At 57.6% G+C, this 25312-nt stretch carries 33 protein-coding genes and 1 riboswitch; of the genes, 21 read left to right on the forward strand and 12 right to left on the reverse strand.

Annotated features, from left to right (window positions below):
• The first annotated feature begins 176 nt into the window (after window positions 1-176).
• Window positions 177-569, forward strand: coding sequence for a DUF937 domain-containing protein (locus QRN85_RS09120; RefSeq protein WP_062586773.1), 393 nt, complete (start codon window positions 177-179; stop codon window positions 567-569).
• A gap of 9 nt (window positions 570-578) precedes the next feature.
• Here QRN85_RS09120 and QRN85_RS09125 read toward each other — a convergent pair whose 3' ends face one another.
• Window positions 579-1007: a winged helix-turn-helix transcriptional regulator gene (locus QRN85_RS09125; protein WP_113094446.1), complete on the reverse strand. Its 429-nt coding sequence runs from the start codon at window positions 1005-1007 to the stop codon at window positions 579-581.
• A gap of 101 nt (window positions 1008-1108) precedes the next feature.
• On the opposite strand from QRN85_RS09125, the gene QRN85_RS09130 reads away from it, so the two are divergent.
• Window positions 1109-1867 (forward strand): SDR family oxidoreductase, encoded by a 759-nt coding sequence (locus QRN85_RS09130; protein ID WP_284757574.1) that lies wholly within the window; start codon window positions 1109-1111, stop codon window positions 1865-1867.
• Window positions 1868-2051: 184 nt separating this feature from the next.
• Here the strand turns inward: QRN85_RS09130 and QRN85_RS09135 are convergent, their stop codons facing one another.
• The 3 genes from QRN85_RS09135 to tam all read right to left on the reverse strand — a co-directional run bounded on the left by QRN85_RS09135 (window position 2052) and on the right by tam (window position 5289).
• The gene (locus QRN85_RS09135) at window positions 2052-2879 is read right to left on the reverse strand and encodes an aldo/keto reductase (RefSeq protein WP_284757576.1); all 828 of its coding nucleotides are present in this window, start codon (window positions 2877-2879) and stop codon (window positions 2052-2054) included.
• 157 nt (window positions 2880-3036) lie between these two features.
• The gene (locus tag QRN85_RS09140) at window positions 3037-4341 is read right to left on the reverse strand and encodes a Tad domain-containing protein (protein ID WP_502870776.1); all 1305 of its coding nucleotides are present in this window, start codon (window positions 4339-4341) and stop codon (window positions 3037-3039) included.
• Between the two features lie 177 nt (window positions 4342-4518).
• Window positions 4519-5289, reverse strand: coding sequence for a trans-aconitate 2-methyltransferase (gene tam, locus QRN85_RS09145; protein WP_284757579.1), 771 nt, complete (start codon window positions 5287-5289; stop codon window positions 4519-4521).
• Between the two features lie 231 nt (window positions 5290-5520).
• On the opposite strand from tam, the gene QRN85_RS09150 reads away from it, so the two are divergent.
• Window positions 5521-6408 (forward strand): branched-chain amino acid aminotransferase, encoded by an 888-nt coding sequence (locus tag QRN85_RS09150; RefSeq protein WP_113094460.1) that lies wholly within the window; start codon window positions 5521-5523, stop codon window positions 6406-6408.
• A gap of 12 nt (window positions 6409-6420) precedes the next feature.
• On the opposite strand, the gene QRN85_RS09155 is transcribed toward QRN85_RS09150, so the two are convergent.
• Window positions 6421-7323, reverse strand: a complete 903-nt coding sequence (locus QRN85_RS09155) for a LysR family transcriptional regulator ArgP (protein ID WP_284757581.1) — start codon at window positions 7321-7323, stop codon at window positions 6421-6423.
• A 90-nt stretch (window positions 7324-7413) separates the two neighbouring features.
• On the opposite strand from QRN85_RS09155, the gene QRN85_RS09160 reads away from it, so the two are divergent.
• A complete protein-coding gene (locus QRN85_RS09160) occupies window positions 7414-8022 on the forward strand; it encodes a LysE/ArgO family amino acid transporter (protein ID WP_284757583.1) in 609 nt (202 codons plus the stop codon).
• Here the strand turns inward: QRN85_RS09160 and QRN85_RS09165 are convergent.
• Window positions 8000-8884: a LysR family transcriptional regulator gene (locus QRN85_RS09165; RefSeq protein ID WP_284757584.1), complete on the reverse strand. Its 885-nt coding sequence runs from the start codon at window positions 8882-8884 to the stop codon at window positions 8000-8002. The two genes, QRN85_RS09160 and QRN85_RS09165, sit on opposite strands and share 23 nt — an antisense overlap.
• 99 nt (window positions 8885-8983) lie before the next feature.
• Between QRN85_RS09165 and QRN85_RS09170 the strand changes: the two genes are divergently transcribed.
• The gene (locus tag QRN85_RS09170) at window positions 8984-9526 is read left to right on the forward strand and encodes a GNAT family N-acetyltransferase (protein ID WP_062586783.1); all 543 of its coding nucleotides are present in this window, start codon (window positions 8984-8986) and stop codon (window positions 9524-9526) included.
• A gap of 9 nt (window positions 9527-9535) precedes the next feature.
• On the opposite strand, the gene QRN85_RS09175 is transcribed toward QRN85_RS09170, so the two are convergent.
• The gene (locus tag QRN85_RS09175) at window positions 9536-9868 is read right to left on the reverse strand and encodes a hypothetical protein (RefSeq protein WP_113094454.1); all 333 of its coding nucleotides are present in this window, start codon (window positions 9866-9868) and stop codon (window positions 9536-9538) included.
• Window positions 9869-10090: 222 nt separating this feature from the next.
• Here QRN85_RS09175 and QRN85_RS09180 point away from each other — a divergent pair, with 222 nt between their 5' ends.
• The 8 genes from QRN85_RS09180 (at window position 10091) to QRN85_RS09215 (ending at window position 15747) form a co-directional block, all read left to right on the forward strand.
• Window positions 10091-10693: a superoxide dismutase gene (locus QRN85_RS09180; RefSeq protein ID WP_062586785.1), complete on the forward strand. Its 603-nt coding sequence runs from the start codon at window positions 10091-10093 to the stop codon at window positions 10691-10693.
• Between the two features lie 96 nt (window positions 10694-10789).
• Window positions 10790-11635, forward strand: a complete 846-nt coding sequence (locus QRN85_RS09185; RefSeq protein WP_284757586.1) for a metallophosphoesterase — start codon at window positions 10790-10792, stop codon at window positions 11633-11635.
• 169 nt (window positions 11636-11804) lie between these two features.
• A complete protein-coding gene (locus tag QRN85_RS09190; protein WP_113100027.1) occupies window positions 11805-12440 on the forward strand; it encodes a LysE family translocator in 636 nt (211 codons plus the stop codon).
• A gap of 180 nt (window positions 12441-12620) precedes the next feature.
• Window positions 12621-13052 carry a c-type cytochrome gene (locus QRN85_RS09195; RefSeq protein WP_062586787.1) on the forward strand — a complete coding sequence of 144 codons (432 nt, stop codon included), beginning with the start codon at window positions 12621-12623 and terminating at the stop codon, window positions 13050-13052.
• 76 nt (window positions 13053-13128) lie between these two features.
• Window positions 13129-14046, forward strand: coding sequence for a cytochrome c (locus tag QRN85_RS09200; RefSeq protein WP_062586788.1), 918 nt, complete (start codon window positions 13129-13131; stop codon window positions 14044-14046).
• 29 nt (window positions 14047-14075) lie between these two features.
• Window positions 14076-14332, forward strand: a riboswitch (cobalamin riboswitch).
• A 147-nt stretch (window positions 14333-14479) separates the two neighbouring features.
• On the forward strand, window positions 14480-14662 hold the full coding sequence (locus QRN85_RS09205; RefSeq protein WP_062586789.1) for a CbtB domain-containing protein: 183 nt from the start codon (window positions 14480-14482) through the stop codon (window positions 14660-14662).
• Window positions 14663-14675: 13 nt separating this feature from the next.
• Window positions 14676-15422, forward strand: a complete 747-nt coding sequence (locus tag QRN85_RS09210) for a CbtA family protein (RefSeq protein WP_284757591.1) — start codon at window positions 14676-14678, stop codon at window positions 15420-15422.
• Window position 15423: 1 nt separating this feature from the next.
• Window positions 15424-15747 carry a hypothetical protein gene (locus QRN85_RS09215; RefSeq protein WP_284757592.1) on the forward strand — a complete coding sequence of 108 codons (324 nt, stop codon included), beginning with the start codon at window positions 15424-15426 and terminating at the stop codon, window positions 15745-15747.
• Between the two features lie 353 nt (window positions 15748-16100).
• Here QRN85_RS09215 and QRN85_RS09220 read toward each other — a convergent pair whose 3' ends face one another.
• The 3 genes from QRN85_RS09220 to QRN85_RS09230 all read right to left on the reverse strand — a co-directional run bounded on the left by QRN85_RS09220 (window position 16101) and on the right by QRN85_RS09230 (window position 18205).
• On the reverse strand, window positions 16101-16388 hold the full coding sequence (locus tag QRN85_RS09220; RefSeq protein ID WP_284757594.1) for a hypothetical protein: 288 nt from the start codon (window positions 16386-16388) through the stop codon (window positions 16101-16103).
• 651 nt (window positions 16389-17039) lie between these two features.
• On the reverse strand, window positions 17040-17618 hold the full coding sequence (locus tag QRN85_RS09225; RefSeq protein WP_284757596.1) for a type 1 glutamine amidotransferase family protein: 579 nt from the start codon (window positions 17616-17618) through the stop codon (window positions 17040-17042).
• Between the two features lie 98 nt (window positions 17619-17716).
• Window positions 17717-18205 carry a GNAT family N-acetyltransferase gene (locus QRN85_RS09230; RefSeq protein ID WP_112963195.1) on the reverse strand — a complete coding sequence of 163 codons (489 nt, stop codon included), beginning with the start codon at window positions 18203-18205 and terminating at the stop codon, window positions 17717-17719.
• A gap of 305 nt (window positions 18206-18510) precedes the next feature.
• On the opposite strand from QRN85_RS09230, the gene QRN85_RS09235 reads away from it, so the two are divergent.
• From QRN85_RS09235 to QRN85_RS09250, 4 genes are all read left to right on the forward strand, one after another.
• Entirely contained in the window at window positions 18511-18873 is a 363-nt protein-coding gene (locus QRN85_RS09235) for a hypothetical protein (RefSeq protein ID WP_149896042.1), read from the forward strand.
• A gap of 175 nt (window positions 18874-19048) precedes the next feature.
• Window positions 19049-19492 carry a DUF6389 family protein gene (locus QRN85_RS09240; protein WP_062587227.1) on the forward strand — a complete coding sequence of 148 codons (444 nt, stop codon included), beginning with the start codon at window positions 19049-19051 and terminating at the stop codon, window positions 19490-19492.
• Between the two features lie 511 nt (window positions 19493-20003).
• On the forward strand, window positions 20004-20507 hold the full coding sequence (locus QRN85_RS09245) for a GrpB family protein (RefSeq protein ID WP_284757597.1): 504 nt from the start codon (window positions 20004-20006) through the stop codon (window positions 20505-20507).
• Window positions 20508-20690: 183 nt separating this feature from the next.
• On the forward strand, window positions 20691-21260 hold the full coding sequence (locus QRN85_RS09250; protein ID WP_284757598.1) for a hypothetical protein: 570 nt from the start codon (window positions 20691-20693) through the stop codon (window positions 21258-21260).
• Between the two features lie 293 nt (window positions 21261-21553).
• On the opposite strand, the gene QRN85_RS09255 is transcribed toward QRN85_RS09250, so the two are convergent.
• Window positions 21554-22117, reverse strand: coding sequence for a TetR/AcrR family transcriptional regulator (locus QRN85_RS09255; RefSeq protein ID WP_113218015.1), 564 nt, complete (start codon window positions 22115-22117; stop codon window positions 21554-21556).
• A 132-nt stretch (window positions 22118-22249) separates the two neighbouring features.
• Between QRN85_RS09255 and QRN85_RS09260 the strand changes: the two genes are divergently transcribed.
• The 4 genes from QRN85_RS09260 (at window position 22250) to QRN85_RS09275 (ending at window position 24673) form a co-directional block, all read left to right on the forward strand.
• Window positions 22250-22597 (forward strand): DoxX family protein, encoded by a 348-nt coding sequence (locus tag QRN85_RS09260; RefSeq protein WP_062587228.1) that lies wholly within the window; start codon window positions 22250-22252, stop codon window positions 22595-22597.
• A gap of 67 nt (window positions 22598-22664) precedes the next feature.
• Window positions 22665-23246, forward strand: a complete 582-nt coding sequence (locus QRN85_RS09265; RefSeq protein WP_113171171.1) for a flavodoxin family protein — start codon at window positions 22665-22667, stop codon at window positions 23244-23246.
• A 191-nt stretch (window positions 23247-23437) separates the two neighbouring features.
• A complete protein-coding gene (locus tag QRN85_RS09270; protein WP_284757602.1) occupies window positions 23438-23872 on the forward strand; it encodes a MarR family winged helix-turn-helix transcriptional regulator in 435 nt (144 codons plus the stop codon).
• 54 nt (window positions 23873-23926) lie between these two features.
• On the forward strand, window positions 23927-24673 hold the full coding sequence (locus QRN85_RS09275) for an SDR family oxidoreductase (RefSeq protein ID WP_284757604.1): 747 nt from the start codon (window positions 23927-23929) through the stop codon (window positions 24671-24673).
• A gap of 185 nt (window positions 24674-24858) precedes the next feature.
• On the opposite strand, the gene QRN85_RS09280 is transcribed toward QRN85_RS09275, so the two are convergent.
• Window positions 24859-25272 carry a MerR family transcriptional regulator gene (locus QRN85_RS09280; protein ID WP_112963201.1) on the reverse strand — a complete coding sequence of 138 codons (414 nt, stop codon included), beginning with the start codon at window positions 25270-25272 and terminating at the stop codon, window positions 24859-24861.
• Window positions 25273-25312 lie beyond the last annotated feature (40 nt).

The raw sequence follows: 25312 nt of genomic DNA on the forward strand, positions 1-25312 counted from the left end.
CCTTTATCCATTCTTTGCAATATACTTATAGGAACTGTTTCCAGCCTCGACAACTGTTTGATAGGGTTCAAAGAAAGGCGGCATAAAAGCTTCTGCCACGTCCTTTCACGGCCTTGAGTCTGCAGGGCAATTGTTTTACGTTGACGTGAACGTAATTTTCGCATCAGGAGGAATATATGAGCGAGATCGTAACGCAGGTGGCTGACAAGGTGGGCATAGCGCCCGAGCAGGCCGAAAAAGCTCTTGGCATGATGCTTGGATTTCTCCAGCGCGAAGCCGATGATGCGCCTGTGGCAAAGATGATCGAATCGATCCCCGGCGCACCAGAGCTTGTGGCCCGTTTCAACGGTGAAGGCCAGGGCGGCGGCGGCCTTCTGGGCGGCCTGATGAGCGCCATCGGTGGCGGCGGCATCATGGGTCTCGGTCAGCAGCTGATGAGCCAGGGCCTCGGCATGGGCGAAATCTCCGCTCTTGCCAAAGAAACCATCGCAATCGCCCGCCAGCACGCAGGCGACGAAACAGTGGATCAGGTCATCTCATCTGTTCCCGGCCTTAGCCAGTTCGCCTGATAGCCAGTCTCAAATCGCAGGGCGCGCTGGGTGTTCGCTGAACGCCTTGCGCGCCTTTTCTATATCTGCGTGATGCGTTTCCGCCCAGATCCAGACGCCGCAGAAGGCGCTGCCGAGGCTCTTGCCGAGCGTGGTCAGGCTATAGTCAACATGCGGCGGAATGACGGGATGGATGACGCGGGTGACCAGCCCGTCGCATTCCATCTGTCTTAGCGTCTTTGTCAGCATTTTCTGGCTGATGCCTGAAACGTGCTGGCCAATCTGCGTGAAGCGCAGCGTGCCGTGTTCTTCCAGAATTTCCAGAATGAGCATCGTCCACTTGTCCGCCACCTTGGCGATAATGTCGCGCACCAGTGCTTCGATGGCCGCATCAGCTCTGCACGGCGGGGCCGGTCGGCGACTTGTTTCGATGGGTTGATCTTTCAGATGCCCTGTCATTCCGACACTCTCCTTTGGGTGCGTATAAATCTTTCCAGTGCCTACTATCCATTGGAGAGCAATCTACCTAGGTTTTGGCAAGACAACAAGGAAGGCACCCCATGCAAATCACAGGCAACACCATCCTCATCACCGGCGGCGGCTCCGGCATTGGCCGCGCACTGGCGCAGGCGTTTCACGCACTCGGCAACAAGGTCATCATTTCCGGCCGTCGTGCAGACGTCCTGAAAGAGGTCGCCGCGGCAAATCCGGGCATGGCCTGGGCTACGATGGATGCGACCGATGCCGAAGGCATCAAGGCGTTTGCAGACAGGCTCATCGCCGACCATCCTGATCTCAACGCCGTCATCAACAATGCCGGCATCATGAAGAACGAAGATATCAAGGCCGCGCCGACCTATCTGGACATTGCCGAGGAAACGATTGCCACCAATCTTCTCGCGCCCATTCGCCTGACAGCAGCGCTGCTGCCGCATTTTCTGACGAAGCCCAAGGCGACGGTGTTGACGGTTTCTTCCGGTCTCGCCTTCGTTCCCATGGTGGCCACGCCCACCTACAGCGCCACCAAATCCGCCATCCACGCATATTCCGTGTCCATCCGTGAGCAACTCAAGGCCACGTCGGTCGACGTCATCGAAATCATCCCGCCCTATGTGCAGACCACGTTGCAGGGCGACCATCAGGCCACAGATGAGCGTGCCATGCCGCTCGATGCCTATATCTCAGAGGTCATGGACATTCTGACCAACCAGCCGCAGGCAACGGAAGTTGTCGTCGAACGCTGCAAGCCGCTTCGCTTTGCCGCCCAGAACGGCAATTTCGATCAGGTCTTCGGGATGGTGAACGGTCTGCATTCCTAAGCCGCAGAACGGCTGATATCTCGTCTTTCGAGAACACCCTAGCCCCGGCCTTGAGCCGGGTTTCGCCAACCCAAGTCATTGGGTTGGCAGCTTGCTTGACCTGGCGGACGCTCTGCATCGTTAAAGCAGGAATGACTGATAGTGCCGGGCAGTCATTGCGCTCAAGTCATGGATCAGTGCGAGACTACTTGTCCCATTCTGGTGCCAGATGGCTCGGATTGACAATCCGTCCATCCGCCTTAGCGAGCGCGTGGATCGCCTGCATCTCATCGCTGGACAGTTCGAAATCGAAAATATCGTAGTTTTCCTGCAGACGGCTTTCGGTTGCCGTCTTGGAAAGCGCGATGAGATCGGGCTGTTGTACGGCCCAGCGCAGAGCGACCTGTGCTGCGGTCTTGCCGTGCTTTGCGCCGATGTCCTTTAACGTTGCATCGCCGGGCACCTTTCCGTCCGCCATCAGATAATAGGCGGTGACAGAAATGCCGTGTCTGCGGGCGGCTTCGATGACTTTCGTCTGGTCCAGATAGGGGTGGTATTCGATCTGGTTGTTGGCAATCGGCGCGTCGGAAAGCTTTATGGCCTCATCCATCAAGGCGACGTTGAAGTTGGAAATACCGATATTGCGGACTTTACCGGCCTTGTGAACTTCGTTCAGCGCGCCGATGCGTTCTGCCAGTGGCACATCGCTCTTCGGCCAATGCAGCAACAGAAGATCGACGTAATCCGTCTTCAGTTTTTTCAGGCTCTCATCGACCGATTGGATGAAGTCATCGTGCCTGTACTGATCGACCCAGACCTTTGTCGTCAGAAAGATATCGCCGCGCGCAATGCCCGAATTGGCGATGACATCGCCCACCGATGCCTCGTTCTTGTAGACCTGCGCCGTATCGACATGGCGAAAACCGAGATCGAGCGCCTTTGGAAGAATACGATGGACGTCTTCGTCAGGCATACGGAACGTGCCGAAGCCAAGCGCCGGAATATGTGCGCCATTGGCGGTAACTGTGTGCATGGATTTACTCCCGTGTGAATTCAGCCCTGCAGGAAATGCGGGCCGGGATGACAAGGGAATAAGTGGGCAGGGGGGAATTGGTTCAAGCCGTGAGCACGGTTTTAGCCAATTTGGCCGGTGACACCCAACGCTGGATGCCACCAGATCGCGCTGGAAATCAGCTCGTCAGGCGAGGCGAGGTGATGATGCGCTTGAACAGTGCCGTCATGGCCTCCGAGATGCCCTGAGTCGGGCTGACTTCGAAGAAGAGGCCTGGGGTTGCGCATTCCTGCATGCGGGTGCTGATCTGCGATTGGAACGGGCTGATCCAGGTGTTGTACCAGTCGTCATGGGGCAGGGGCAGGTAGGTCGTATAGAGAACGGCGATCTTGTATCCCTTGTCCTTCAGGGCCGTGCAGAAGCGGGTGTCGATTGGTTCCTGGCACCGTCCGCCATTGCTTTTCTTCGTGCAGGTGGATGGCTTGTGGCTGTCGCCCACGCCATCGGAAACGAAAAACACGACCTTGTTCGGTGAGGAAGAGCTGGTGCCGTTGCCGGGCAAACCCATCTGGTTGCCAAGCTCCGTCAGCGTGTTGTCGAAATCCGTCAACTTGCTCTCATCCGACTTCTTCGAGGTCGCCGACATCAGGTCGATCGTCGCCGCTTTCTTTTTTGCCATTGCCAGATTGGTCGTCAGAGGCACGACTTCCAGAAGCTTCGGGTCCTGTGACTTTTCGCCGAACGTATAGACTGCCATGCGATACTGGTCGGTAACCGTGCGCATATTGGTGGCGGTGTCCATCAACGATGCCGTTGCCTGGGCAACGACATTGATGCGCGTCGTCACACCCAGCTTCTTGGCGAGATGATAGTAGCTGTTGGTATCGTCGACGCCATCCTTGCTGACGACGTGGCAGGCAAAGGCGCACTGGTCCTTTGTGTTGTCCATCATCAGCTTGACGTCAGCCGGGGTGGCGCCTACGCCCATCGACGGGGTGTTGTCGAGCAGGAGATAGAAATCGCTATAGGCTTCCGTCTGGTAAACAGCCGTGGCCTTGCCCCCGACCGTTACGAAATCCTTGCCCAGAACGCGCGTTAGCGTCGTTTTCACCGTGGCTTTGAAGCTGACGGCGGCCTGCACCGAATTGCCGACCTTCTCGACGGTCACCGCAACGGATTCGATTTCGAAATCGTCGCGACCAACGGAATCGTTTTTGAAAAATTCCTCGGCTTCGTCCTTTGGCAGCTCGATCGTGCCATCGCCGGACATTTTTCTGGCTGCGATGACCTGCGGTGACATCTTGGCGACCGATGACAGAACTGCGGCATCGGCAGCCTGTTGCAGATCTTCCTTCACCGAAAGGGCCTGGCTGAGATCGAGCGCAACACCGGCAGCGCCGAAAACAGGCACAATCAATAGCGCGGTAAGAATACCGAAGTTACCTGATGTCTCTTTCCAGAAATTACGCACAATATACCCCAGCGATAAAATTCACCGGGAAGAATAGCCAGATAAAATTGAAAACTGGTTTCTTAAAATAACTAACCAAGAGTGAAAAAATTAGGTCAACTTATTGATATCGATACATTAAAACGTGCTTTTAAAGTAATTGCGCAAATGAGGGTGGAGTGCAAGCGGAAATGACGGGGTGCCGCCTTGTTACGCCTTGATGGCAACGACGAAAAGGCGAGGAAAACGCAAAAGCCGACGCCCATCCGCCATGGCCGGGTATGCGGCGTCGATGCGAGCAAGATAATCAGCAAGAAATGCCGCGCGATGGGTCTCACCCGCCGTCTCCAGATAGGGCCGCAGACCTGTGCCCTTGACCCATTCGACAATCGCCTGAGCATTCTGCATCGGGTGATTGTAAATGCTGTGCCAGACATCGACCCGCGACGACACGGGCGACAGACGGTCGAAATATGTGGCGGGGGCGGGCAGCGGCTGCCGTCTCAGGGACTTGCCTTCGAAGGCCGATTTCCAGTCTCCGGCCGCACTGCTTTCCTCCATCATCAGATGGGTGGGTTCAGCCAGATTATCCGGCATCTGCACGGCCAGCACGCCGCCGGGCTTGAGGTGGGCCATCAATGCCACAAGGATGTCGAGGTGGTTCGGTAGCCACTGGAAAACGGCGTTCGCATAAAGCAGATCAGCCGGTTGCTTTGGCCGCCACGTGGCAAGGTCCGCCCGCTGGAACGTGGTATTGGGCATTCTCAGCTGAGCCTTTTCCAGCATGTCTGCATCGCTGTCTATCCCGGTTACGACGTTGACGCCGTAGCGCTCAGCCAGAAGTTCGGTGGAATTGCCGGGGCCGCAACCGAGATCATAGGCTGCGCTCAAGCGCTCCAGCGGCACCTGGGCCAGAAGGTCGCTGGCGGGACGGGTGCGTTCGTTTTCGAATTTCAGATATTGTTGCGCCGACCAGACCATGATGCACTCCTCTGCCGAATAAAGAATTGCATGGCAAAAGCGGGCGCGCCATCCAAAGATCCATCAAAAAGGATGATGAGTGGATCGATATGATTTGAGCGTTGCGCAATATTGTCCAAGCGATCCGCTATTTTCCCGTAACTTTCCATCAATTTCTGCGAACAGCTGAATTTGGCCTTGACGCAAAACATGTGGGGGCTTTCATTCCCGCAAATGTTCAAGGAGAATATCATGTCCGTCGATACTGCGCCGCGTTCCCCAACCTGGACCTATGTTGATGGCCAGTGGCTGCCCGGCAATCCGCCTTTGATCGGACCGACATCGCACGCCATGTGGCTCGCCTCCACGGTGTTTGATGGCGCGCGCTGGTTCAACGGTCTGGCGCCGGATCTCGATCTCCATTGCCAGCGTGTCAATCGCTCGGCCATCGCCATGGGCATGAAGCCGACGATGACGCCTGAGGAGATCGAGCAACTGGCGCTGGAAGGCGTCACCAGGTTCGATGGTAATACGGCCATCTACATCAAGCCCATGTATTGGGCAGAACACGGAATGCCCGGCAGCATCGTTGCCCCTGACGCCGCCTCCACCCGTTTTGCGCTGTGCCTGTTCGAAGCGCCGATGGATGCCGGTGCGCCGGTCACGCTGACCGTATCGTCCCTGCGCCGCCCGTCGCCTGAAACCGCCATGACCGACGCCAAGGCTGGTAGCCTTTATCCCAACAGCGGCCGCGCCATTCTTGAGGCACGCTCGCGCGGCTTCGGTGGCGCCTTGATGCTGGATATGAACGGCAATGTGGCTGAAACCTCGTCGGCCAATGTCTTCATGGTCAAGGATGGCGTTGTTTTCACACCCGTTCCAAACCGCACCTTCCTTGCCGGCATCACCCGTTCCCGCGTCATGGGCCTGCTGCGCCAGGCGGGCTTCGACGTGCGCGAGGCGACATTGTCGGTTCAGGATTTCCGCGAAGCCGACGAGATTTTCTGCTCGGGCAATTATTCCAAGGTCTCGCCGGTCACCAAGCTGGATGACAGGGAATTGCAGGCCGGGCCGGTGGCTCGCAAGGCTCTGGATCTCTACATGGAATGGTCGGCAAAGCCGGGTGCCGGGGCCGAGTGAGGGCTGGCGCCCTCATTTCTGGATCAGAACACCTCTCGCCACATCCACCAGCGCCTGCGTCAATGGCTTCAACCGGTCTGCCGCCAGCCGGTTGACCTGCCAGTAGAGCGGAATATCGAGCGGTGTTTCCGGCACCAGTTCCTCAAGACGGCCCTCGGCCAGATGATCCCGCACCAAGAGTTGCGGGTTCATGCCCCACCCCATCCCCAGCAGCGAGGCGTCCACGAAGCTGTGCGTGGAAGGAAGCCAGTGGGTGGGGTAGACAATGGACGGGCCGAAATGCTTGGTAACCCATGTCAGTTGCAGCCGGTCCTTCTGGCTGAAGGTGAGGGCAGGCGCCTGGCCAAGGTTCGCCTGCGTGACGCCGCCCCGGAAATGCCGGTCCATGAAGGCGGGGCTTGCGGTTGCGTGGTAACGCAAGGCGCCCAGCGGCACCACACGACAGCCCTGCACCGGCTTTTCCAAACTCGTCACCGCCGCCAGAACCCGTCCCCGTAGCAGCCAGTCAGCCGTGTAATCCTCGTCATCAACGGCGATATTCAGCAGATAGTCCGTATCGGTCGCAAAACCGGCAATGGCATTCATGAACCATGTGCCGAGGCTGTCGGAATTGGTGGCGATGTTCAGCGTCACTTTTTGCCCTGGCTCATCCTCTGTCATCAGGGATGGAAGCTGGTCGAGAAGCTCCATCTCCAGCATGCCGACATGTTCCATGTGGCGACAGACCCATTCTCCCTTTTCAGATGCCGTACAGGGGTGCCCGCGCAGGATGAGCACCGTGCCGAGCCGCTCTTCCAACTGCTTGACGCGCTGGGATATGGCCGAAGGCGTGACGCGAAGCGCCAAAGCCGCCTTCTCGAAACTGCCGGTCTGCACCACCATGGCGACCGCGCGAAATGCTGCATAATCCATCATTCGAATTAGCCTGACTTAATTGTGCTTAGGAACATTAACTGGATTAATCCGATTGTCGCGATTATCCAAGCCTTCGAACAGGGGGTACGGATGGATTTCTCGATTTATGTGACTGGGCTTACCGTGGGGCTGACATTGATTGTCGCGATCGGAGCGCAGAACGCCTTTGTGTTGCGACAGGGCCTGCGCGGAGAGCATGTTCTGGCCGTGGTTTTGACCTGCGCAATATCGGAGGCCATTCTGGTCACGGTCGGCGTCATGGCGTTTAGCCGCATCGCCGCGATCCTGCCGGGGCTTGAGCCAGTCATGCGCTATGCGGGGGCCGCCTTTCTGTTGTGGTACGCCGCCAAAAACCTGCAATCGGCGCTGGGCTCGTCCAGCGTCCTTCTTGCCGCATCCGGCAACGTGACACCGCTCGCACCCACCCTGGCGACATGCCTTGCGCTGACGTGGCTCAATCCGCATGTCTATCTCGATACGGTCATCCTGCTTGGCAGCATCTCCAGCCAGTTTCCCGGCAAGGAAGCATCGTTTGGGGCAGGGGCTGTCAGTGCTTCCGTGCTGTTCTTCTTCTCCCTTGGCTATGGCGCGCGCTGGCTGCGCCCCATTTTTGCCAGTCCGCAGGCGTGGCGCATATTGGAAGGCGTCATTGCGGTGACCATGCTGCTCATCGCCATCACGCTTCTGACCGGTGGCTGAGAAGTGCGCTCAGCGCGCGCAAGGGAGCGGTCATATGTTTGTCGCGACGAAGAGCAAGGGCCAGCCTCCGCTCCAGCCTTGGAGAGAGGGACCGTATCACCAGCGATGCCGAAGCGGCCTCATCCTGCACGGCCATGGATGGAACGATGGCAATACCGAGCCCGGCTTGCGACAGCTTCTTCAGGGCTTCGACACTGCCCAGCTCCATCACCGGCTGCAGGCGCTTCCCGCTTGCCCGCAGCCAGTCATCCACCAGCCGCCGCGTGTTTCCGCCCTCGTAGAGCAAAAGCGGCTGGTCGCAGAGATAGTCGGCGGTGATATTGCCGCGCGGCACGGGGGCGGCCGGCGGAAAGATCGCCACCAGTTCCTCGCAGTTGATGTCGCGCAGGTCGATGCTGCGCGCGCTGGCGGGCAGGGTCACGATAGCCGCATCGATCATATTGTCTTCGAGAAGCCGCAGGATATCGGGCGTGTTGCCGGTCTGAACCTTGATCTCGATGTCAGGCATGGCGTGGCGTATCTGGCCCAGAATAGCGGGCAGGAAGTAGATCAGCGCCGTTGCGCCAGTGCCGATCCGCAGCCGGCCAGCGGCACCACTGCGATGGGGCGCAATCGCCTCCATGGCCTGCGCCACATCCTCGGCAATGCGTCGCGCATGGACCAGAAGATCACGTCCCGCCGGTGTCGGCTGCGCCCGCCGCCCGACACGCTCGATCAGCCGCGTGCCCAGCTGCTTTTCCAGCAAGCGGACATGCAGGCTGATGGCGGGCTGCGTCATGCCGACCTTTTGCGCCGCAGCCGAAAAACTTCCCAGATCCGCCACGTCGATAAAGCTGCGCAGCTGCTTGAGATCGAAATCCATGAAACGAAGAATTCCTTATGGTTTGCATAAGATGGATAAGCTTTATTTTGGTTTCCGTCTGATGCAAACTGCGCGCAACGATTTTCCCAGGACATTGAAATGCATTCCCAGCAAAAACCTGCCGTCTTGATCCGCCCCTGCGAAGAGGCTGACATCTCCGTCATCACCGAAATCTACCGCGACGCGGTCCTTCACGGCAGCGCCAGTTTCGAGATCGAGCCGCCTTCTGCTGAGACCATGCTGGAGCGCAGGCGGGCGCTGGTCGAGGGTGGATTTTCCTATATCGTTGCGGAAGTGGAAGGCACGGTCGCTGGCTATGCCTATGCCGGGCCGCACCGGGCACGCCCAGCCTATGGCGCAACCGTCGAGGATTCGATCTATGTCGATCCGGGCCGCAAGGGTCTGGGCATCGGCAAGACGCTGCTGCTGGCTCTGATAGAGGATGCGACATCGCGCGGCTTTCGCCAGATGGTCGCCGTCGTCGGCGATTCAGACAATGCAGCCTCTATCGGCGTTCACCGTGCCGCCGGTTTCGACATGGTCGGCACGCTGAAGTCGGTTGGCTGGAAGCACGGGCGTTGGCTGGATATCGTGCTCATGCAACGCCCGCTGGGTGAAGCGGACAGCACGCCTCGCTTCTGAACCGCGCTGTCAGGGCTTGGTGGAGCCCGGCATCTCGACCTTGACCGTATCTGCGGACAGCTCGCTACCCAGTTCCACGGCCTTGCTCTTCTTGTCGTAAACGCAAATGTGGCTGACGGCTGTATCTGTGCCCTTTGCCTTGCCGGTCATGATGGCCAGGCCGAAATGCTCGCTGCCGGTCGGGTCGACCACGGCCTTGGCGTCCTCAAGCAGGTCTTTCGATGCGGCAAGACATTTTGCCTGCACGTCGGCCGCAAATTCCTGCCAGGCATCGCCGGAGGATGCGGCGGCGGGCAAGGCGGCGAGGCTTGCGAGACATGCGGCCAGAACCATGCGTTTCATGAAAATCTCCCTGCTGTGACATCATCCGGAAATCGAACGGATTTTTCGTGTTTGGTACGCCAGCCTTGCTGTCAAAAATGTTTTTCGAGAGGCATTGGTGGAATTTTCTCTTTTGCCGGAACATTTTGATATTTCACAGGTTGCCTCGGATGGCGTCCGCTCTTATGGTCCGCGCACAAGGTTTCAAGGAGCGGCCACGCCGCTGCAACAAGGAGTAAAACCATGGCCTTTGAACTTCCCGAACTGCCTTACGATTACGATGCGCTCGCGCCTTACATGTCGCGCGAAACGCTTGAGTTTCACCACGACAAGCATCACAAGGCCTACGTGGACAACGGCAACAAGCTCGCGGCCGAAGCCGGTCTTGCGGATCTTTCGCTGGAAGAAGTGGTCAAGAAGTCCTTCGGCACCAATGCCGGCCTGTTCAACAATGCTGCCCAGCACTACAACCACGTCCATTTCTGGAAGTGGATGAAGAAGGACGGCGGCGGCAACAAGCTGCCTGGCAAGCTGGAACAGGCATTTGCCTCCGACCTCGGCGGCTATGACAAGTTCAAGTCCGATTTCGTCGCAGCCGGTACAACGCAGTTCGGCTCCGGCTGGGCCTGGGTGTCCGTCAAGAACGGCAAGCTCGAAATTTCCAAGACCGCCAATGGCGAGAACCCGCTGGTTCACGGCGCAGAACCGATCCTCGGCGTCGATGTCTGGGAACACTCCTACTACATCGACTACCGCAACCTGCGTCCGAAGTACCTCGAAGCCTTCGTCGATAATCTCATCAACTGGGATTACGTTCTGGAGCGCTACGAGGCCGCTTCCAAGTAAGCGTCTCACGTACGAGAACAGGAAACGCCCGGCCATGTGCCGGGTGTTTTCGTTCTGTCATAAGCGTGTCATTCGCCCGGCCTATGCGGGGGCATCATGACAGACACATCCACGCCGCTCTTCTCCTTCGGCATCGTCGCCGATCCCCAATATGCCGATATTCCGGCCCGCCCGGAAATGAACCGTTATTACGCGCAAAGCCGGGGCAAGCTTTCGCAGGCCATTGAAACATTCAATGCCCACGAGCTCGAATTCGTGGTGACGCTTGGCGATATCATCGACCGTGGATGGGAGAATTTCGACGCTATCCTGGGCTGCTATGATGCGCTTGAGCATCGCTGCGTGCTGTTGCCGGGCAACCACGACTTTTCCGTCGCGCCCGAATATCTGGATCGCATTCATGCCCGCCTGAACATGCCCGCACCATGGTATGATTTCAAAGTCGGCGGCGTCCGCTTCGTGGTGCTTGATGGCAATGATGTCAGCCTGTTTGCACCGCCGCCCGGCGATGCCCGCCGGGAACTGGCCAGCGCACGTCTGGCCGCGCTGCAAGAGGCCGGTGCCATCAATGCACAGGAGTGGAACGCTTCCTTCAGCCGGGACCAGCTGGACTGGCTCGATCGGACCCTGACCGCCGCAGATGCGGCAGGCGAAGATGCCATCCTGTTCTGCCACTATCCGCTCTACCCGCAAAATGCTCACAATATGTGGGACGCACCGGAAATCCTGTCTCTGCTTGCGGCTCACCCAAGCGCGAAAGCCTGGTTCTGCGGCCATAACCACACCGGCAATTACGGCCAGCTCGGCCACACGCATTTCGTCAATTTCAAGGGCATGGTGGATACGCCCGACGAAAACACCTTCGCCATTGCCGATGTCTACGAGAATCGCATCGAAATCACCGGGTTCGGGCGGGAAGAAAGCCGAACGCTAATCTTCTGAACACTGGCCCTCTGAGAAGATGGCAGTGCGGCCTTTGCTGAAACGCATCGCCAGCGAGATGGATCGACCACACTTATTCATTTGATATTTCCTGGAAAAACGGATGGCTATCGACGCGATATCGCACATCCAATGTTTGACCAATGCTGTATTTTCAGGAATATTCGAGATGTCTTACACGGAAAATCTCTGGCTTTATTTCACGCTTTTATTCGGCATCATCATCCTGCCCGGGGTCGATATGCTGTTTGTTCTGGCCAGTTCCCTGACGGGTGGAAAACGGACGGGCCTTGCGGCAACGTCGGGCATCGTGGCGGGCGGGGTCGTTCACTCGCTTTATGGCGCAATCGGCGTGGGGCTGCTGGCAAGCCTCATTCCGGTGCTGTTCAAGCCGCTTCTCATCTTCGGTGCGGCCTATATGATCTGGGTGGGCTTCGGACTGGTGCGCAGCTCCATCGTCATCGAAGGGGGGGAGGCCGATGCCAGCGCATCCGCCTGGCGCGCGTTCCGCCGCGGTATTGTCACGTGTCTCAGCAATCCAAAAGCCTATCTCTTCATGATGGCCGTCTACCCGCAGTTTCTCAAGCCTGCCTTTGGCCCCATCTGGATACAGGGCGTCATCATGGGGTTGATGACAGCGGCCACGCAGCTTGCCGTCTATGGCACGCTGGCAATGACGGCAGGCAAAAGCCGCGATTTGCTGGTGTCTTCACCGCATGTGACGGTTTTCATTGGCCGCGCCGCAGGTCTGCTGCTGATCGTGGTTGCCGGTTTCACCGCTTGGGAAGGAATTGTCAGTCATTGATATACGCCTGATTTCGCTTCAAAAATCACCGGAATGTGACTTCTTTTTGCCATTTGAAACGGGCATCTTCCTGTGCGTTCATTGCGCGTGTCGCAAAACTGTGCAGAGGTTTTGCGATGAATATTATGTGACCATATAGATCATACATGCCGCCTTCGTGCGGATCAGGAGAGAGAGATAATGAAGCTTAGAACCATTGCCGCATCCATTATGATTGGCTGTCTTTGCGCCGGTGCGGTTTCCGCAGCCGGCGAGATGGAAAAGCGCGAAGGCCTGATGAAGGGCATCGGCGGAGCCATGGGCGCGCTGGGCGCGATCGCCAAGGGTGAAAAGCCCTATGACGCAGAAACCGTCAAGACAGCGGTAACGACAATCAGCGCCAATGCGAAAGCCTTCCCGGACCAGTTCCCGGCTGGCTCCGAAGGCGGCGCTGCGGCACCTGCCATCTGGCAGAACTTTGCGGATTTCAAGTCGAAGTCAGAAAAGCTGGGTTCGGATGCAGATATGGTTCTGGCACAGTTGCCGACAGACCAGGCAAGCGTTGGCGCGGCCCTGAAGACGCTGGGCGCCGATTGCAGCAGCTGCCACCAGACCTACCGCCTGAAGAAGTAATACACGCCCATCAGGTCCGCCACTCAACCGGCGGGCCTTTTTGCATTTTGAATTTTTGAGTGGAGCGGAGAAGGCAATGGCTTCCATCTGGACGAAGCTGGCGGGTGGCGTCGTTGTTGCTGGCATTGCCGGGTTCGGCGTTTTCATGTGGGTCACCGCGCCGCAGCGTCAACCGCCAAGCCACTGGGCCAATCTGGGCGAGCCCAACCTTGCCAATGGCGAAACTCTTTTCTGGGCAGGCGGTTGCGCAAGCTGTCATGCCGCCCCGGATGCGACCGGAGACGCTTTGAAGACACTGTCCGGCGGGCAGGCGCTGCCAAGCCCGTTCGGAACCTTCCACATGCCCAATATTTCGTCCGACCCTCAGCATGGCATCGGCGGCTGGACGGTGGCGCAATTCGGCGATGCGATGACGCGCGGTGTTGGCAAGGATGGTGAGCATCTCTACCCATCCTTCCCCTATGCGTCCTACGCGCGGATGACGCCGCAGGATATCAACGATCTCTTCGCCTATCTGAAAACATTGCCCGCCAGCACCAATGATGCACCGGCGCATGACCTGCCATTTCCCTTCAACATTCGCCTGAGCCTGGGTGGCTGGAAGTTCCTCTATTTCGACAAGGGTCAGCCAAGGGTGCAGATCGCCAATGCCGACGCGCAGGTCGTTCGCGGGCAATATCTGGTGGAGGGTCCCGGCCATTGCGGCGAATGCCACACCCCGCGCGATGCGCTGGGCGGTTTCCTGAAAGACCAGTGGCTTGCCGGCGGACCAAACCCGGAAGGCGAGGGACGTATTCCCGATATCACCCCGGGCTCCGATACCATCGGTTCATGGACACGGGCCGATATTGCCAGCTATCTCGAAACCGGCTTTACGCCGGACTTCGACAGCGCCGGTGGCTCCATGGTCAAGGTGCAGCAGAACATGGCGCGTCTGACAGCGGAAGACCGTGATGCCATCGCGGCCTATCTCAAGGCCGTGCCCGCGCGGTAATTGCCCATTGACTCGAGCGCCCGATCGCCGGATAACGGTTGTGTGATGGTCTTTCCGGTTCGCCCGGAAAGTGAAAAGGGAACACGATAGGGGTGTGAAAACCTTGATTCGTGGCTGCCCCCGCAACTGTGAGCGGAGAGCCTGAAAACAAAAGCCACTGATCTGGCGCATCGACGCGAAATCGTTTTCGATCTCGTAAAATACGATGCGGACCAGGAGGATCGGGAAGGTGTTTTCAAGGTTGTGACCCGCAAGCCAGGAGACCTGCCATCACATGAAGTGTCGTCAATACCGGCGGGGTGTCCGGGTAAGCACGGTTGGCAGGTCGGGTATTCCCGCCTTTAAAACCATGTGTCTCTTTCCCCGTGGTGAATGTTGAATGCGGTTGTGGGCTTTGATCAGCAATGGCCCGGCCGCACATGAGAGGGTCACCATGTCCATACAGCAAAACACGGCTTCATCGGCCGTATCGTCAACCACAGCAAAAATCGCGCAGGCGCTGACAGCCGCCGCACTCGGCCTGTTCATCGTCGGTTTCGTCGGCTTTTCGCATGTCGAGGCCGTGCACAATGCCGCGCATGATACGCGCCATGCAAACGCCTTCCCTTGCCATTGAGGGGAGACGAGACATGCCTTTTTTCCGTAACATCGTTTTTACCGCCGTTCTGGTTGGGCTGATTGCCGGTCTGGCCGTCAGCGCCATGCAGGCAATCGGCACCACACCGCTTATTCTGCAGGCTGAAACCTTTGAAAATGCCGGTGGCGAGGCCGCGCATGTCCACGGACATGACGCCGCAGCAGCACGCGCAGATCACCACCATGACGCCGCCACGCCTTCGGACCATCACCACGATGCCGAAGCCTGGGCTCCGGCAGATGGGTTCGAGCGCAACGCCTATACCATCGCTGCCAATGTGCTGACGGCCATCGGCTATGCGCTGGTGCTGACCGCTCTGATTTCCTTGCGCGGCCCGGCAAATGGCTGGCGCGAGGGCCTGTTCTGGGGCCTTGCGGGCTTTGCCGCCGTCATGCTGGCCCCCATGATCGGCCTGCCGCCAGAGCTGCCCGGCAGCCCGGCAGCCGAACTCGGCGCACGCCAGATGTGGTGGGTGGGCACCGTTGCTGCCACGGCAAGCGGGCTTGCGCTGCTGGCCTTCAAGCGCGCAGAACCATGGGCCGCCATTCTCGCCGTGGCGCTGATTGCGGCACCGCACATCATCGGCGCACCGCTGCCGCCAGAAGGCGAACATGCGCTGGCGCCCCTGCCGCTGGAACGCCGCTTCGTGGTGCTGGCCACCGTCACGAGCTTCGTTTTCTGGCTTATTCTCGGCGCTCTCAGCGGTCTGTTCCTCAAGCGGTTCGAGGCGGCACGGTAGAATGACAGGGCAGGGAAATGACGACGCGGAATGGAGCGATAGGCTCGATGCGCTGAGTTTCCCTGTCCCCAACCATGCCGGCCGCTGCGTCATGCACCGGCTGGCCTTCCGGGCGCTTCTGGCAGTCGAGCCGCAACGAGACGCCTGCCTTGCCTATTTCACGGCAAACAAGGCCGCATTCCTCAGCGCCGCCACCACCAAAATCACCCGCCTCGCTCTGCCCGCCGACCGCAGCCTGCACATCAACAGCCGCGACCTGCGCCGCGCCATAACGCCGCAGGCCACCACCAGTCCGGCACGTCTTTGCCGCGTTCTGGATCGCTAGGACTGTTTTTATCGCAGTTGGAGTAGGCCGGACGCCTAAAGTCTGATGTGGCGGGCGGGGGCTTACCCGCTCTGTCCCACCGGACATCTCACCCACCCCCGTCATTCCGGCCTTGAGCCGGAAGCCAGCCAGGCCCAAGTCTTTGGGCTGAGGGGAGGCGCTTTATCAAACGGATGTCGTCTTTCGGTTGGGGAGAGTCTCTTGATCCGACAGACGTCGGATCGCTGGACCCCGGATCAAGTCCGGGGTGACGGCGTTGTGTGGCGGTGCGTGGGGTTGCGGTGCGTGTCCGATCAAATCAGCTCCGATCCGATCTAATCCGCTCTACTCTGTCAACAAAACGCCGTCCGTGCTTATTCCTTGCGAGGGCGGTCTGCGGCGGCGATGTAGGCGTCCAGTTTGCGTAGGGCTGTGGCTCGCGCATCCTCGGGCTCACGCCGCACGAGCTTGTCTGGTGGCAGGATCATGTAGGGCTTCGAATCCGGTGGCTCTGCTTTGTTGGCCCGGCGCAGGTGGTGCATGTACAGCCCGGCGAAGCCGAGGGCGAAGACGCAAGGCATGTAGATCAGCGAAATCTTTACCCCATCCGACATCATCCGGAATGTGTGCAGAAGATCAGCCCAGATACTGTAATTCTCCATCGCATTTCCCCATTGCAACGGCCATGCGCGGACAGGCGCCGCAGGCCGAGGTTCCTGTCGAAACGGAAGCGACCACCGGAGGAAACGGGCCTCTGGTGGCCGGGGAGTTCGTAAGCCGTACAAGGACGACCACCCTGACCTTTAGGCGTTTGCCTTGGACATACGTCAGGGCCTCCCCAGCCATAGAGGTAGCAGGAGAGCTTATAGTCACAATGGACCGCCTCAGCCACATCAATATGGCTGAGGGGTGTCATTGCGGTCGACACCGACCGCCTTGTTAGGGGTTACGAGCCCCAAGACCAGCCCGTTACGTCCGGTCTCGATGCAACCATAGGGCAAGTGGGGGCGAGAGGAAATGGCTATTTTTAGTAGGGTGCGGCCCTTGTTTTACAGCAGCATCAGTTTTTAAAACGGAAGCGCCCACTCGATGAACGGGCTCTGGTGGCCGGGGAGTTCGTAAGCCGCAGTAGAACGACCACCCTGACCTTTAGGTGTTAAGCCTTGGACATGCGTCAGGGCCTCCCCAGCCATAGGGAGGCGGATGAGCCTTTCGCCGCAAGACCGAGTGGCTCATGCCGGCTGCAACCATAGGAGATGCAGTCGCCCGGGGAAATGCCAAGTTTTAGGAGGGTGGGTCCGCAGCCGGCGGCCTCACTGCTTTGGGGGCAGATGCTCCGCCGCAAAAACGCCAAGCTCTGCCTCGGCTTCCGGTCCCCACAGGTCCAGTGCTTTCAAAACTTCCGTTGCAAAGGTTACAGGCGAGCTGCCCGGCGCGGTGACAACGCCCTTGTCGCTTACGGCTTGCGGCTGGTCCAGATAATGTTCACGGCCTTGATATTCCTCATATTTGCTGTGCGAATCCAGCGAGTTGCCGGTATGGGAAACGGTGTTCAGCACACCGGTTCCGGCCAGTGCGCTGGCGGCGGCGCAAATGCCTGCCACCACGCGGTGCTGGGCGCGGAAGCGGTGAACGAGATCGGTCAGATCGGGCGCATTGCCCTTTTCCCAGATCAGCCCGCCGGGAATGACCAGCGCGTGAACGGTCTCCGGGTCGAGTTCATCATAGGCCATGTCAGGCGTGACATTGAGCCCGCCCATGGAAGTTACGGCTGCGCCATCCGGGGAGGCGGTGACGATATCGACGCCGAAATAACCCCGCGCCAGTGCCGTCAGCACGGCGGGTTCCCAATCACCGAATTCCTCAGTCAGAGCCAAGGCGATACGAGGCATTATCTTCTCCTGCAATCAACCACGCTTGCGACATTAAACAGAAAAGCTGGTCTGCAAAAAGTCTGAAACCGTCTGAACGGTTCCGCTTCGCGGCTGATTTACGCCAGCGCCTGCATGAAGCGCATGCCGGTTACGGGGCGCGGGACGAAATCCATGTTTTCGTAGAACTTATGCGCGGCGAAGTTGCCGGTGGCTGCACCGACCGAGAGAAAATCGCAGCCGCAACGCCTGGCCACATCGCGCGCACGCGCCACCAGATGTTGGCCGGTGCCATGGCCACGATGGCCATCGCGCACGAAAAGATGGTGCAGTTCCATGCCGCGGCGGCCTTCCTGTGCGCGGTACAGCGGCACCAGAATGGCGTATCCGATCAGCTCGTCATCCGCCTCAGCCACCAGCGCGGTAATCCACGGTATCTGGCCGAAAAGGTCTCGCTCCAGCTTTTCCGGCGTAATCGCCGAGGCATCGCCATGATGCGCAGCCAGAAGCATGATCATCTCGTTGAGCTGGGGCAGGTCCGCCTTGCGTGCACCTCTGATGGTAACAACCGGCGGTCTCGGCAAAGTCAGAAGGCTGTCTTCGGTCATTTTCGTGTCCTTCGGGTTCTCGTTTTGCCGTCAGGACGTTTGAAAACAACAAAGCCGCCTGACGGCGGCTTGTTGACAAAATGATCTGTCGAGCCGCCCTTAAAGGAAGGCCCAAAAATACGTGCAGGAAATGGGTGCGCGTGCGGTGATCATGGATGTTTCAATGCGCCGGAATCGGAAAACTGTCAAGTGGGATTTCGGCTGCGCGGCAATCGCAGGCGTCAGCTTTGCGCCAAAAGGAGACATTGCGATAATGAAAGAATAGCTTTAACTCGCGATGTACAGAGTGAACCAGGAGGACGATTTTGAGAGACACTCTCGTTTATGTCGCTGGACCGTTCATCGTTCTGTTTATCATTTTTTTGGCAACAAGCCCCTTTGCTTTGATCTTTCACGCTATGATCGCTTTCACCAAGCGGAGGATCGGTAGTGTAGCAGCGACCGTCTTGTACGGCGCTGAAGTGATTGGGGTATATCTTTGGTTCAGATGGATTATCGAACCGATTAATGCAGGCTTCGATGCCAACCTTTATGATGGCCCTGTCGGGTTCGGGGCGGGTATGTTTGGGGGCTTCATCATGATCTTTGCCGGAATGCTGGTGATACTTAACGGCATTGGCCTGTGTCGACTCCCAAAAGTCCCCGAAACGCCGATGAAATGGAAGTAGTTGTCCGCTCAGGGCCAAGTGCTGCCTTGGCAGCGTTGCGCCGATACCGGACATTGCGGCTACAGCAAAACTCCCTATTCTGCGACGTTGCAAAAGTCAGGAAAACAATTGTCGCTTTGATTGGGAATTTTGCGACACAAGACATGGTGAAGGATTGGAAATGAGACAAGCTGGAATGACGGCGGACGAATACAAAACTGTGCTTCAAAGCATTTTACAGGTTCATTCCCAGCTGGCTTTGGAACATCTCAACGCCATAAAGCACGCCCTTCCGCAGAAAGCGCGACAGGTCATGGTGGGAGTTCATCCGGGACAAAGCGAGGAAGGGTTCTTCGATATTGTCGTCCACCTGGAGGGGCCTGACCTCTATGTGCTTGACAAGGCGATAGAGCGACACCGATTGCTATTTGAAGTTAAATGCATCGACGGTCAAATGAGGCCCGATGTTCCCATGTTCGACCCGGACGAAGCTGCCTTTTCCGTGAACGATGTCATCGTGGATATCTGCATGGAGTGGATTGAAGGCCTTTGGCAGCGCCTTGGCGGCCTCGGTCTACCAGCCTTCGTTTTTGGAGAGGAAGGATATGGAACTGTGGAGAGCAAACCGTTGCTTCCTTGAAAATCATGAAGCGTTGTCGCGGAAACCCTTGTCATCGTCGACAGAACGGCCGCATCGAATTCCAAGCGGAATTTCGGTCGCGAAACTCAGGTGCAAAAACAGGAGTTTCGCGCCCGATTTTTCCGACGGCGAATGACCGCATTAGGCCAACCGCGGACATTGTGCCCTTGATGGATTTGTTTAGCCACCGAGCTTCTGCGCGAGGTAAGTTCCCGCGAAACCTCCGCATCCCGCCGCGACGCACTGCACCCAAAAATCACCGTAGAGAGCGCTAGCAAGAAACACTGAAAGCCCGGAGACAATGCCGCCTAAAGCACTTGGCAAATGCTTTGTCATTTAACCTCCAAATGCCAATTGACCTGGAAGAGCTTAGCCCAACTTTTGCTCTAAACAAATCATTTGTCCGCTTTGGGCCACTTGCAGACGTCGGCCTTGCGCCAACAACGGACATTGTCGGCTTTGACACAGAAGTTATTCTTGCGCATGAGTTCGATGTGTCAGGGAAAATGAAATGACACTTACCAGTCAAATAACGCCATACAACGACCAGTGGCCGTCCATGTTTCTTGCCGAAAAGCGGCTGATTGCTGATGTCTTCGGGTCCGATCTGATTGAAATCCACCATGTCGGCAGCACTGCCGTCGTAGGATTGTGGGCGAAGCCAGAGATCGACCTATTGGTCGAAGTTCGCGAGCAAACAAATCAGGTCGAGCGCGATCAGTCGATGGTTTCGTTGGGATATGTTCGCGGCTCAAACCTGTCACACGGGCACCACTTCTATCGTAAGGATGTTGATGGGGTGAGAACGCACAAGGTCCATGTCTGCTTGACTGGCCATTGGCAGATCGAACGCATGATAGGCTTCCGAGACCTGTTGATCGACAATGCGAAGGTACGCCAGGAATATCAGCGATTGAAGCTTCATTTAGAGGCCTCCAATCGCGATGGCATTGCGGAGTATCTCGCAAAGAAAGCTCCCTTTATCGATGATTTGATGGGGCCAAGTCCTGAATAGTCGGGCAAGCTGAAGTCCGCCGGGCCAACTGCTGCCTCGGCAGTATCGCGCCGATCGCTGACACCTCAAACCTCTCACGCAGCCCCTGCCGACCAAATTTGGGGTAAATTCGACCTTCAGGGCATTTCCCTTTGATACTGGATTATATCCGCAAGAGTTGGAGAAGTAGGAGACGATACTTGCATGCTAAAAGTGATTGCGGCGGCGGCTGGATTGCTCATGATCGCCGTCTTTTTCGTTGGCGTTGAACTGGACCATCGAGAGCATGAAACGAAGATGATGCCCTTCATCAAACAAACTCCTTCCCCTCAGGTCATGTTCAGAAATCCATTCGCCTGTGGGGAGTGCGATGTTGAGATTTTTGAAATGGGAGCGGCAGAACGCATTGATGAAATGCGCAAATTTTGCAGTGCGCGTTTCGGCCTCAACAATCTGCGCGCCTGTCACGCAATATTTGCGGAGAGGCAGCGGCAGGTTCGCAGCCAAATGCAGTCTTTGGCAGCTATCGACATTGTCGCTCAATCATTCATAAATGCAGCGAACATAGAGAACGGCAGCAATCTGGTCGCGCTGCCGGTCAATAGAAAAGTGGCCTTGACCGAATGTGCGGTCCCTCTCAAAGCCACTTGGCGGAATGATGCTGACAATATCCGGCGCGTCAATATCCATTGCAATGATGCAGGCAAGCCGGGATCACTGCCGTGGGATATCAGCCTACCTGTTAAAGGCAATGTCGGTGCGCCCGAGAGATGAAGGATCCAGCCCGCATTGCGTCCCCCTTTTTGAACATGTCACCGTCCGACTTCTGAGTCGGGCTTCCAAAAGTCGCCGTTGCCCTTCTCGCCCATCTCAGACAATCAGGCCTCGTCCTGCAATGTCCGCAGCGGGCCAAATGCAGGCGTCGGCCCTGCGCCTGTTTTGGTGGGTGGGAGCGCCTAGCACGTCGATGGCATCTGGGAATGCAGGCGATATTCCCGCTGCGCTTTCGCCCGCAACAGTCGACATGCTTCGTGCTAGCGGCCGTCCCTTGGTATCAGGTGAATGGGTCAGCCAAACATCGCAACGACATGCCTTACTCGCTCGTCGCGGTGCGTTGCCCTGATCCGGCCATGGCGCTCGAGTTCCGCCAATCCGTGTAGCGCAGCCCAAAAGGACTCGGTTGCTATCTCAGCGTTAGCGCAAAATGGCTCCACGACCGCCATCATGGCCCCGAACGTATCCCGCAGAACCTGGGGCGTATCGGACTTGGCAAACCGAAGGCCGCTCGGCAGAACGAACATGGCTTCGTATAAAGCTGGTCTTTCAAATGCGAACTGAAGGTAAGCGGTGGCAACGTCCAAAATCGCATCGGTCGGAGTTGCATCTTGGCGAACCGACGCCCGCAATATCGGTCCCAGCTCTCCAAACCCTTCAAGCGCAACCGCCCCGACGATCGCGTCACGATTTACGAAATGCGTATACAGGACAGGCTGACTGTATTCGATCTCCTGTGCAAGGCGTCGGACTGTAACCGAAGCCCAGCCATCTCGTTCGGCAAGCATGCGTGCAGCGGCGATGATCCGCTTCTCCCGTTCCGCTTTCTCCCGCTGTTTACGATCACTGATACCCACTGGCTTACCCCCGCTTTGACGGCAAATATCTTAGCAGCAAAATTTAATTTTAGCAAAGATTGACAATATAGCGTTGCTAGAAATATGTTCATCGCTATCGTCACATTGACGATTTCACGATTAGGATATGTCATGTTCACCCTGATATCGTTCTCGTATGAGAATCTGGCGACGCTTGCTTCCGCTTTCGCGTTCCTTGCAGGCGGCGTCATCAATGCGACAGCTCTCAAGCCGATACGAGAAGAATTTGTCCGTTACGGTTTCCCATGGTGGTGGTGCTGGGTCACTGCACTGCTGGAACTTTTGACGGCCTTTCTCCTTGTCATAGGCTCGACATTCGCAATCGGCGCAGCGCTTGGGGGCTGCATCATGGTCGCCGCAATCTTCGCCGTGATCCGGGCGCGCGACTTCCGTCGTATCCTGCCGCCAGCAATCTTCCTGCTGCTGCTACTGGTCGCGGTCGTCATCCAGATTTCATAGCCTCAACGAGAAGACGTCATTCTCAAGAACGATCGAAGCATCAAAACCCACGGCCAAGGAGCCAGTCATGACCACTCACTCATCCTCGAACACCGTCGTCGTCTATCATTCAGGCTACGGACATACACACCGCATGGCAGAGGCCGTCGCCGAAGGAGCCGGAGCGGCTCTCCATGCCATTGATGCTGAGGGCAACCTTTCGGAGGACGGATGGGCGGCACTCAATGCCGCCGATGCCATCATCTTCGGCGCACCCACCTATATGGGTGGGCCGAGCTGGCAGTTTAAGAAGTTTGCGGATGCATCCTCGAAACCTTGGTTCTCCGCGCAATGGCAGGATAAGGTCTTTGGAGGTTTTACAAACAGCGCCAGCCTCAACGGCGACAAGCTGAACACGCTGCAATATTTTGTTCTTCTCGCGGGGCAGCATGGTGGCCTGTGGGTAAGCCTGGGCATCAAACCATCAAATACCAAGGCATCCCTGAGAGATGATGCAAACCGGATGGGATCTTATATTGGCCCTATGGCGCAATCAGATGCCGACGCGGCACCGGAAGAGATGTCTGTCGGTGATCTTGAAACTGCTCGCCTCTACGGGGTCCGTGTTGCTGGTATTGCACGAAAGCACAAGTCAACTGAGTTTGCATGATATCGTGCAATCTGAAACGCCTTCCGCGTGTTAGCGCGCGGAAGGCATGGGCTTCGGGGCCGAAAGTCCGCTGAAGGCCAGTTGCTGTCTTGGGCGCTTGGCGCCAAGAATGTTCATCACATACATTCATGGAATGCCAATTCCAGGGCACATGGCTTACGTCTTTCCAGCAGACATGCTTAATACCGGGAATGACAGAACCTACGCCTGAACAAATCGAAAAACTCGCCGTCGCCTTTGAGCGCTTCACCCGTCGCTTCAAGGTCGCGGAGGCGGCGGCAGTCATGCAAAACTCGCTCAATCCCCTCGACATTCAGGCGCTTCTTTTCATTGATGATCATCCCGAGTGCAATCTGGGGGATGTTGCCCGCCACCTTCAGGTCGCTCTGACAACAATGTCGTCTTCGGCGGACCGGCTGGTCCGTCGGGAGATGATTGAACGGCAACGGCCGGAGGCAAACCGCAGGTCGGTGGCTTTGACGATCACGAACAAGGGGAAGCAGGCGGTTACAGGCTACATCGATGGATATCGAGCATCCTGCAAAGCGATGCTGCAGGCACTCGATGCCGTTGACCAGACCGAATTTCTGAGGCTCACCCAGCAAATCGCAAAATACGAAGGTTGAATAATACGAATTTCGTAGTATTTCTCTGGCATCGAAATGATCAGGGATATCATCATGACCAACACATCGCCCACTGCGCTCGTTACGGGAGCAAACAAGGGTATTGGCCTCGCCATCGCGCGGCAGCTTGGGGCCGCCGGGCACACGGTCTGGCTCGGGTGCCGTGATATCTCACGGGGCGAGGTGGCCGCTTGCGAACTGCGGGGAAGCGGGATCGATGCCCGTGCAGTACAACTCGACGTCACGGATGATACTAGCGTTTCCAACGCCGCCAAAACTATCGAGCGTGAGGTTGGGCATCTCGACGTTCTCGTCAACAACGCCGGGCTGATGTTTGGCCCGCCTCCCTCGCTTGCCGAGGAGTCAATTGACGAGATGCAGCGGATGTTCAACACCAACGTATTCGGGGTGATGCGCGTCACTCAAGCCTTCCTGCCGCTGTTGCGCAAATCGAAGGCGGCCCGGATCGTCATGATGAGCAGCGGCCTGAGTTCATTGACGGATGCCTTGGATATGCGCAGCGAAACATGGACGGTCGGTTTTGGCGGATACTGCGCCTCCAAGACTGCGCTCAACATGTTGACCGTCAAGCTTGCCAAGGAGCTGGATCGGGAAGGGATCAAAGTCAACGCCGTCGACCCAGGCCTGACATCGACCGATATGACAGGCAACGGACCGGGTCACTCACCCGAAGATGGCGCACGCCCCGCATTCGCTCTAGCAACAACCCACGCATATGGACCGACCGCGGGGTTCTACGCTTGCGCGCCATCAGGCGAACTTGTGCAGAAGAACTGGTGATACGCATTCAGCGATTACAGGATGCGGGCCGACAGGTTACGCATCACGTCTAAACCAACGCGACACGCCGCAAATCGACCGTTTCAATTGTCGATTGCTTCCCGGGCGCGAGGCACGACTATTTGCAGGCCAGATTCGATCGCGTGTTTCTGAAAGTGTCCGCGAGGCCCCCCGCAGGTGCCGTATCAGTGCTCATGCTCGCACAAATCGTGGTTGGATAGCGCCCGAATGACGTAGCAGTCCTCGATGGAATGGCCGTCGCAGTGGGAGACGATGCGTTCGAGTTCGTGTTCCAGCTTTTTCAGCTTGGCGATCTTTTCGCGCACTGTTGCCAGATGGTCTGCAGCGATGCGGTCTGCGCCGTCGCAGGGCATTTCGCGGTGCTGGCTCAGGGCGATGAGTTCGCGGATGGCATCTATGGTCAGGCCAAGGTCGCGGGCGTGGCGCACAAAGGCCAGCCTTTCCAGATCCGACTTCTCGTAGCGGCGCTGGTTGCCTTCCGACCGGTCGGCGGCACGCAGCAGGCCCATCTGCTCGTAATAGCGGACGGTCGTTACCTTGACGCCGGTTCTTCTGGAAAGATCTCCGATGGAATACATGGTCTCTCCTCATATCTATAGCTTCTGTAGATATAGCTAC

Source organism: Agrobacterium sp. fls2-241-TYG-188a (assembly GCF_030209845.1).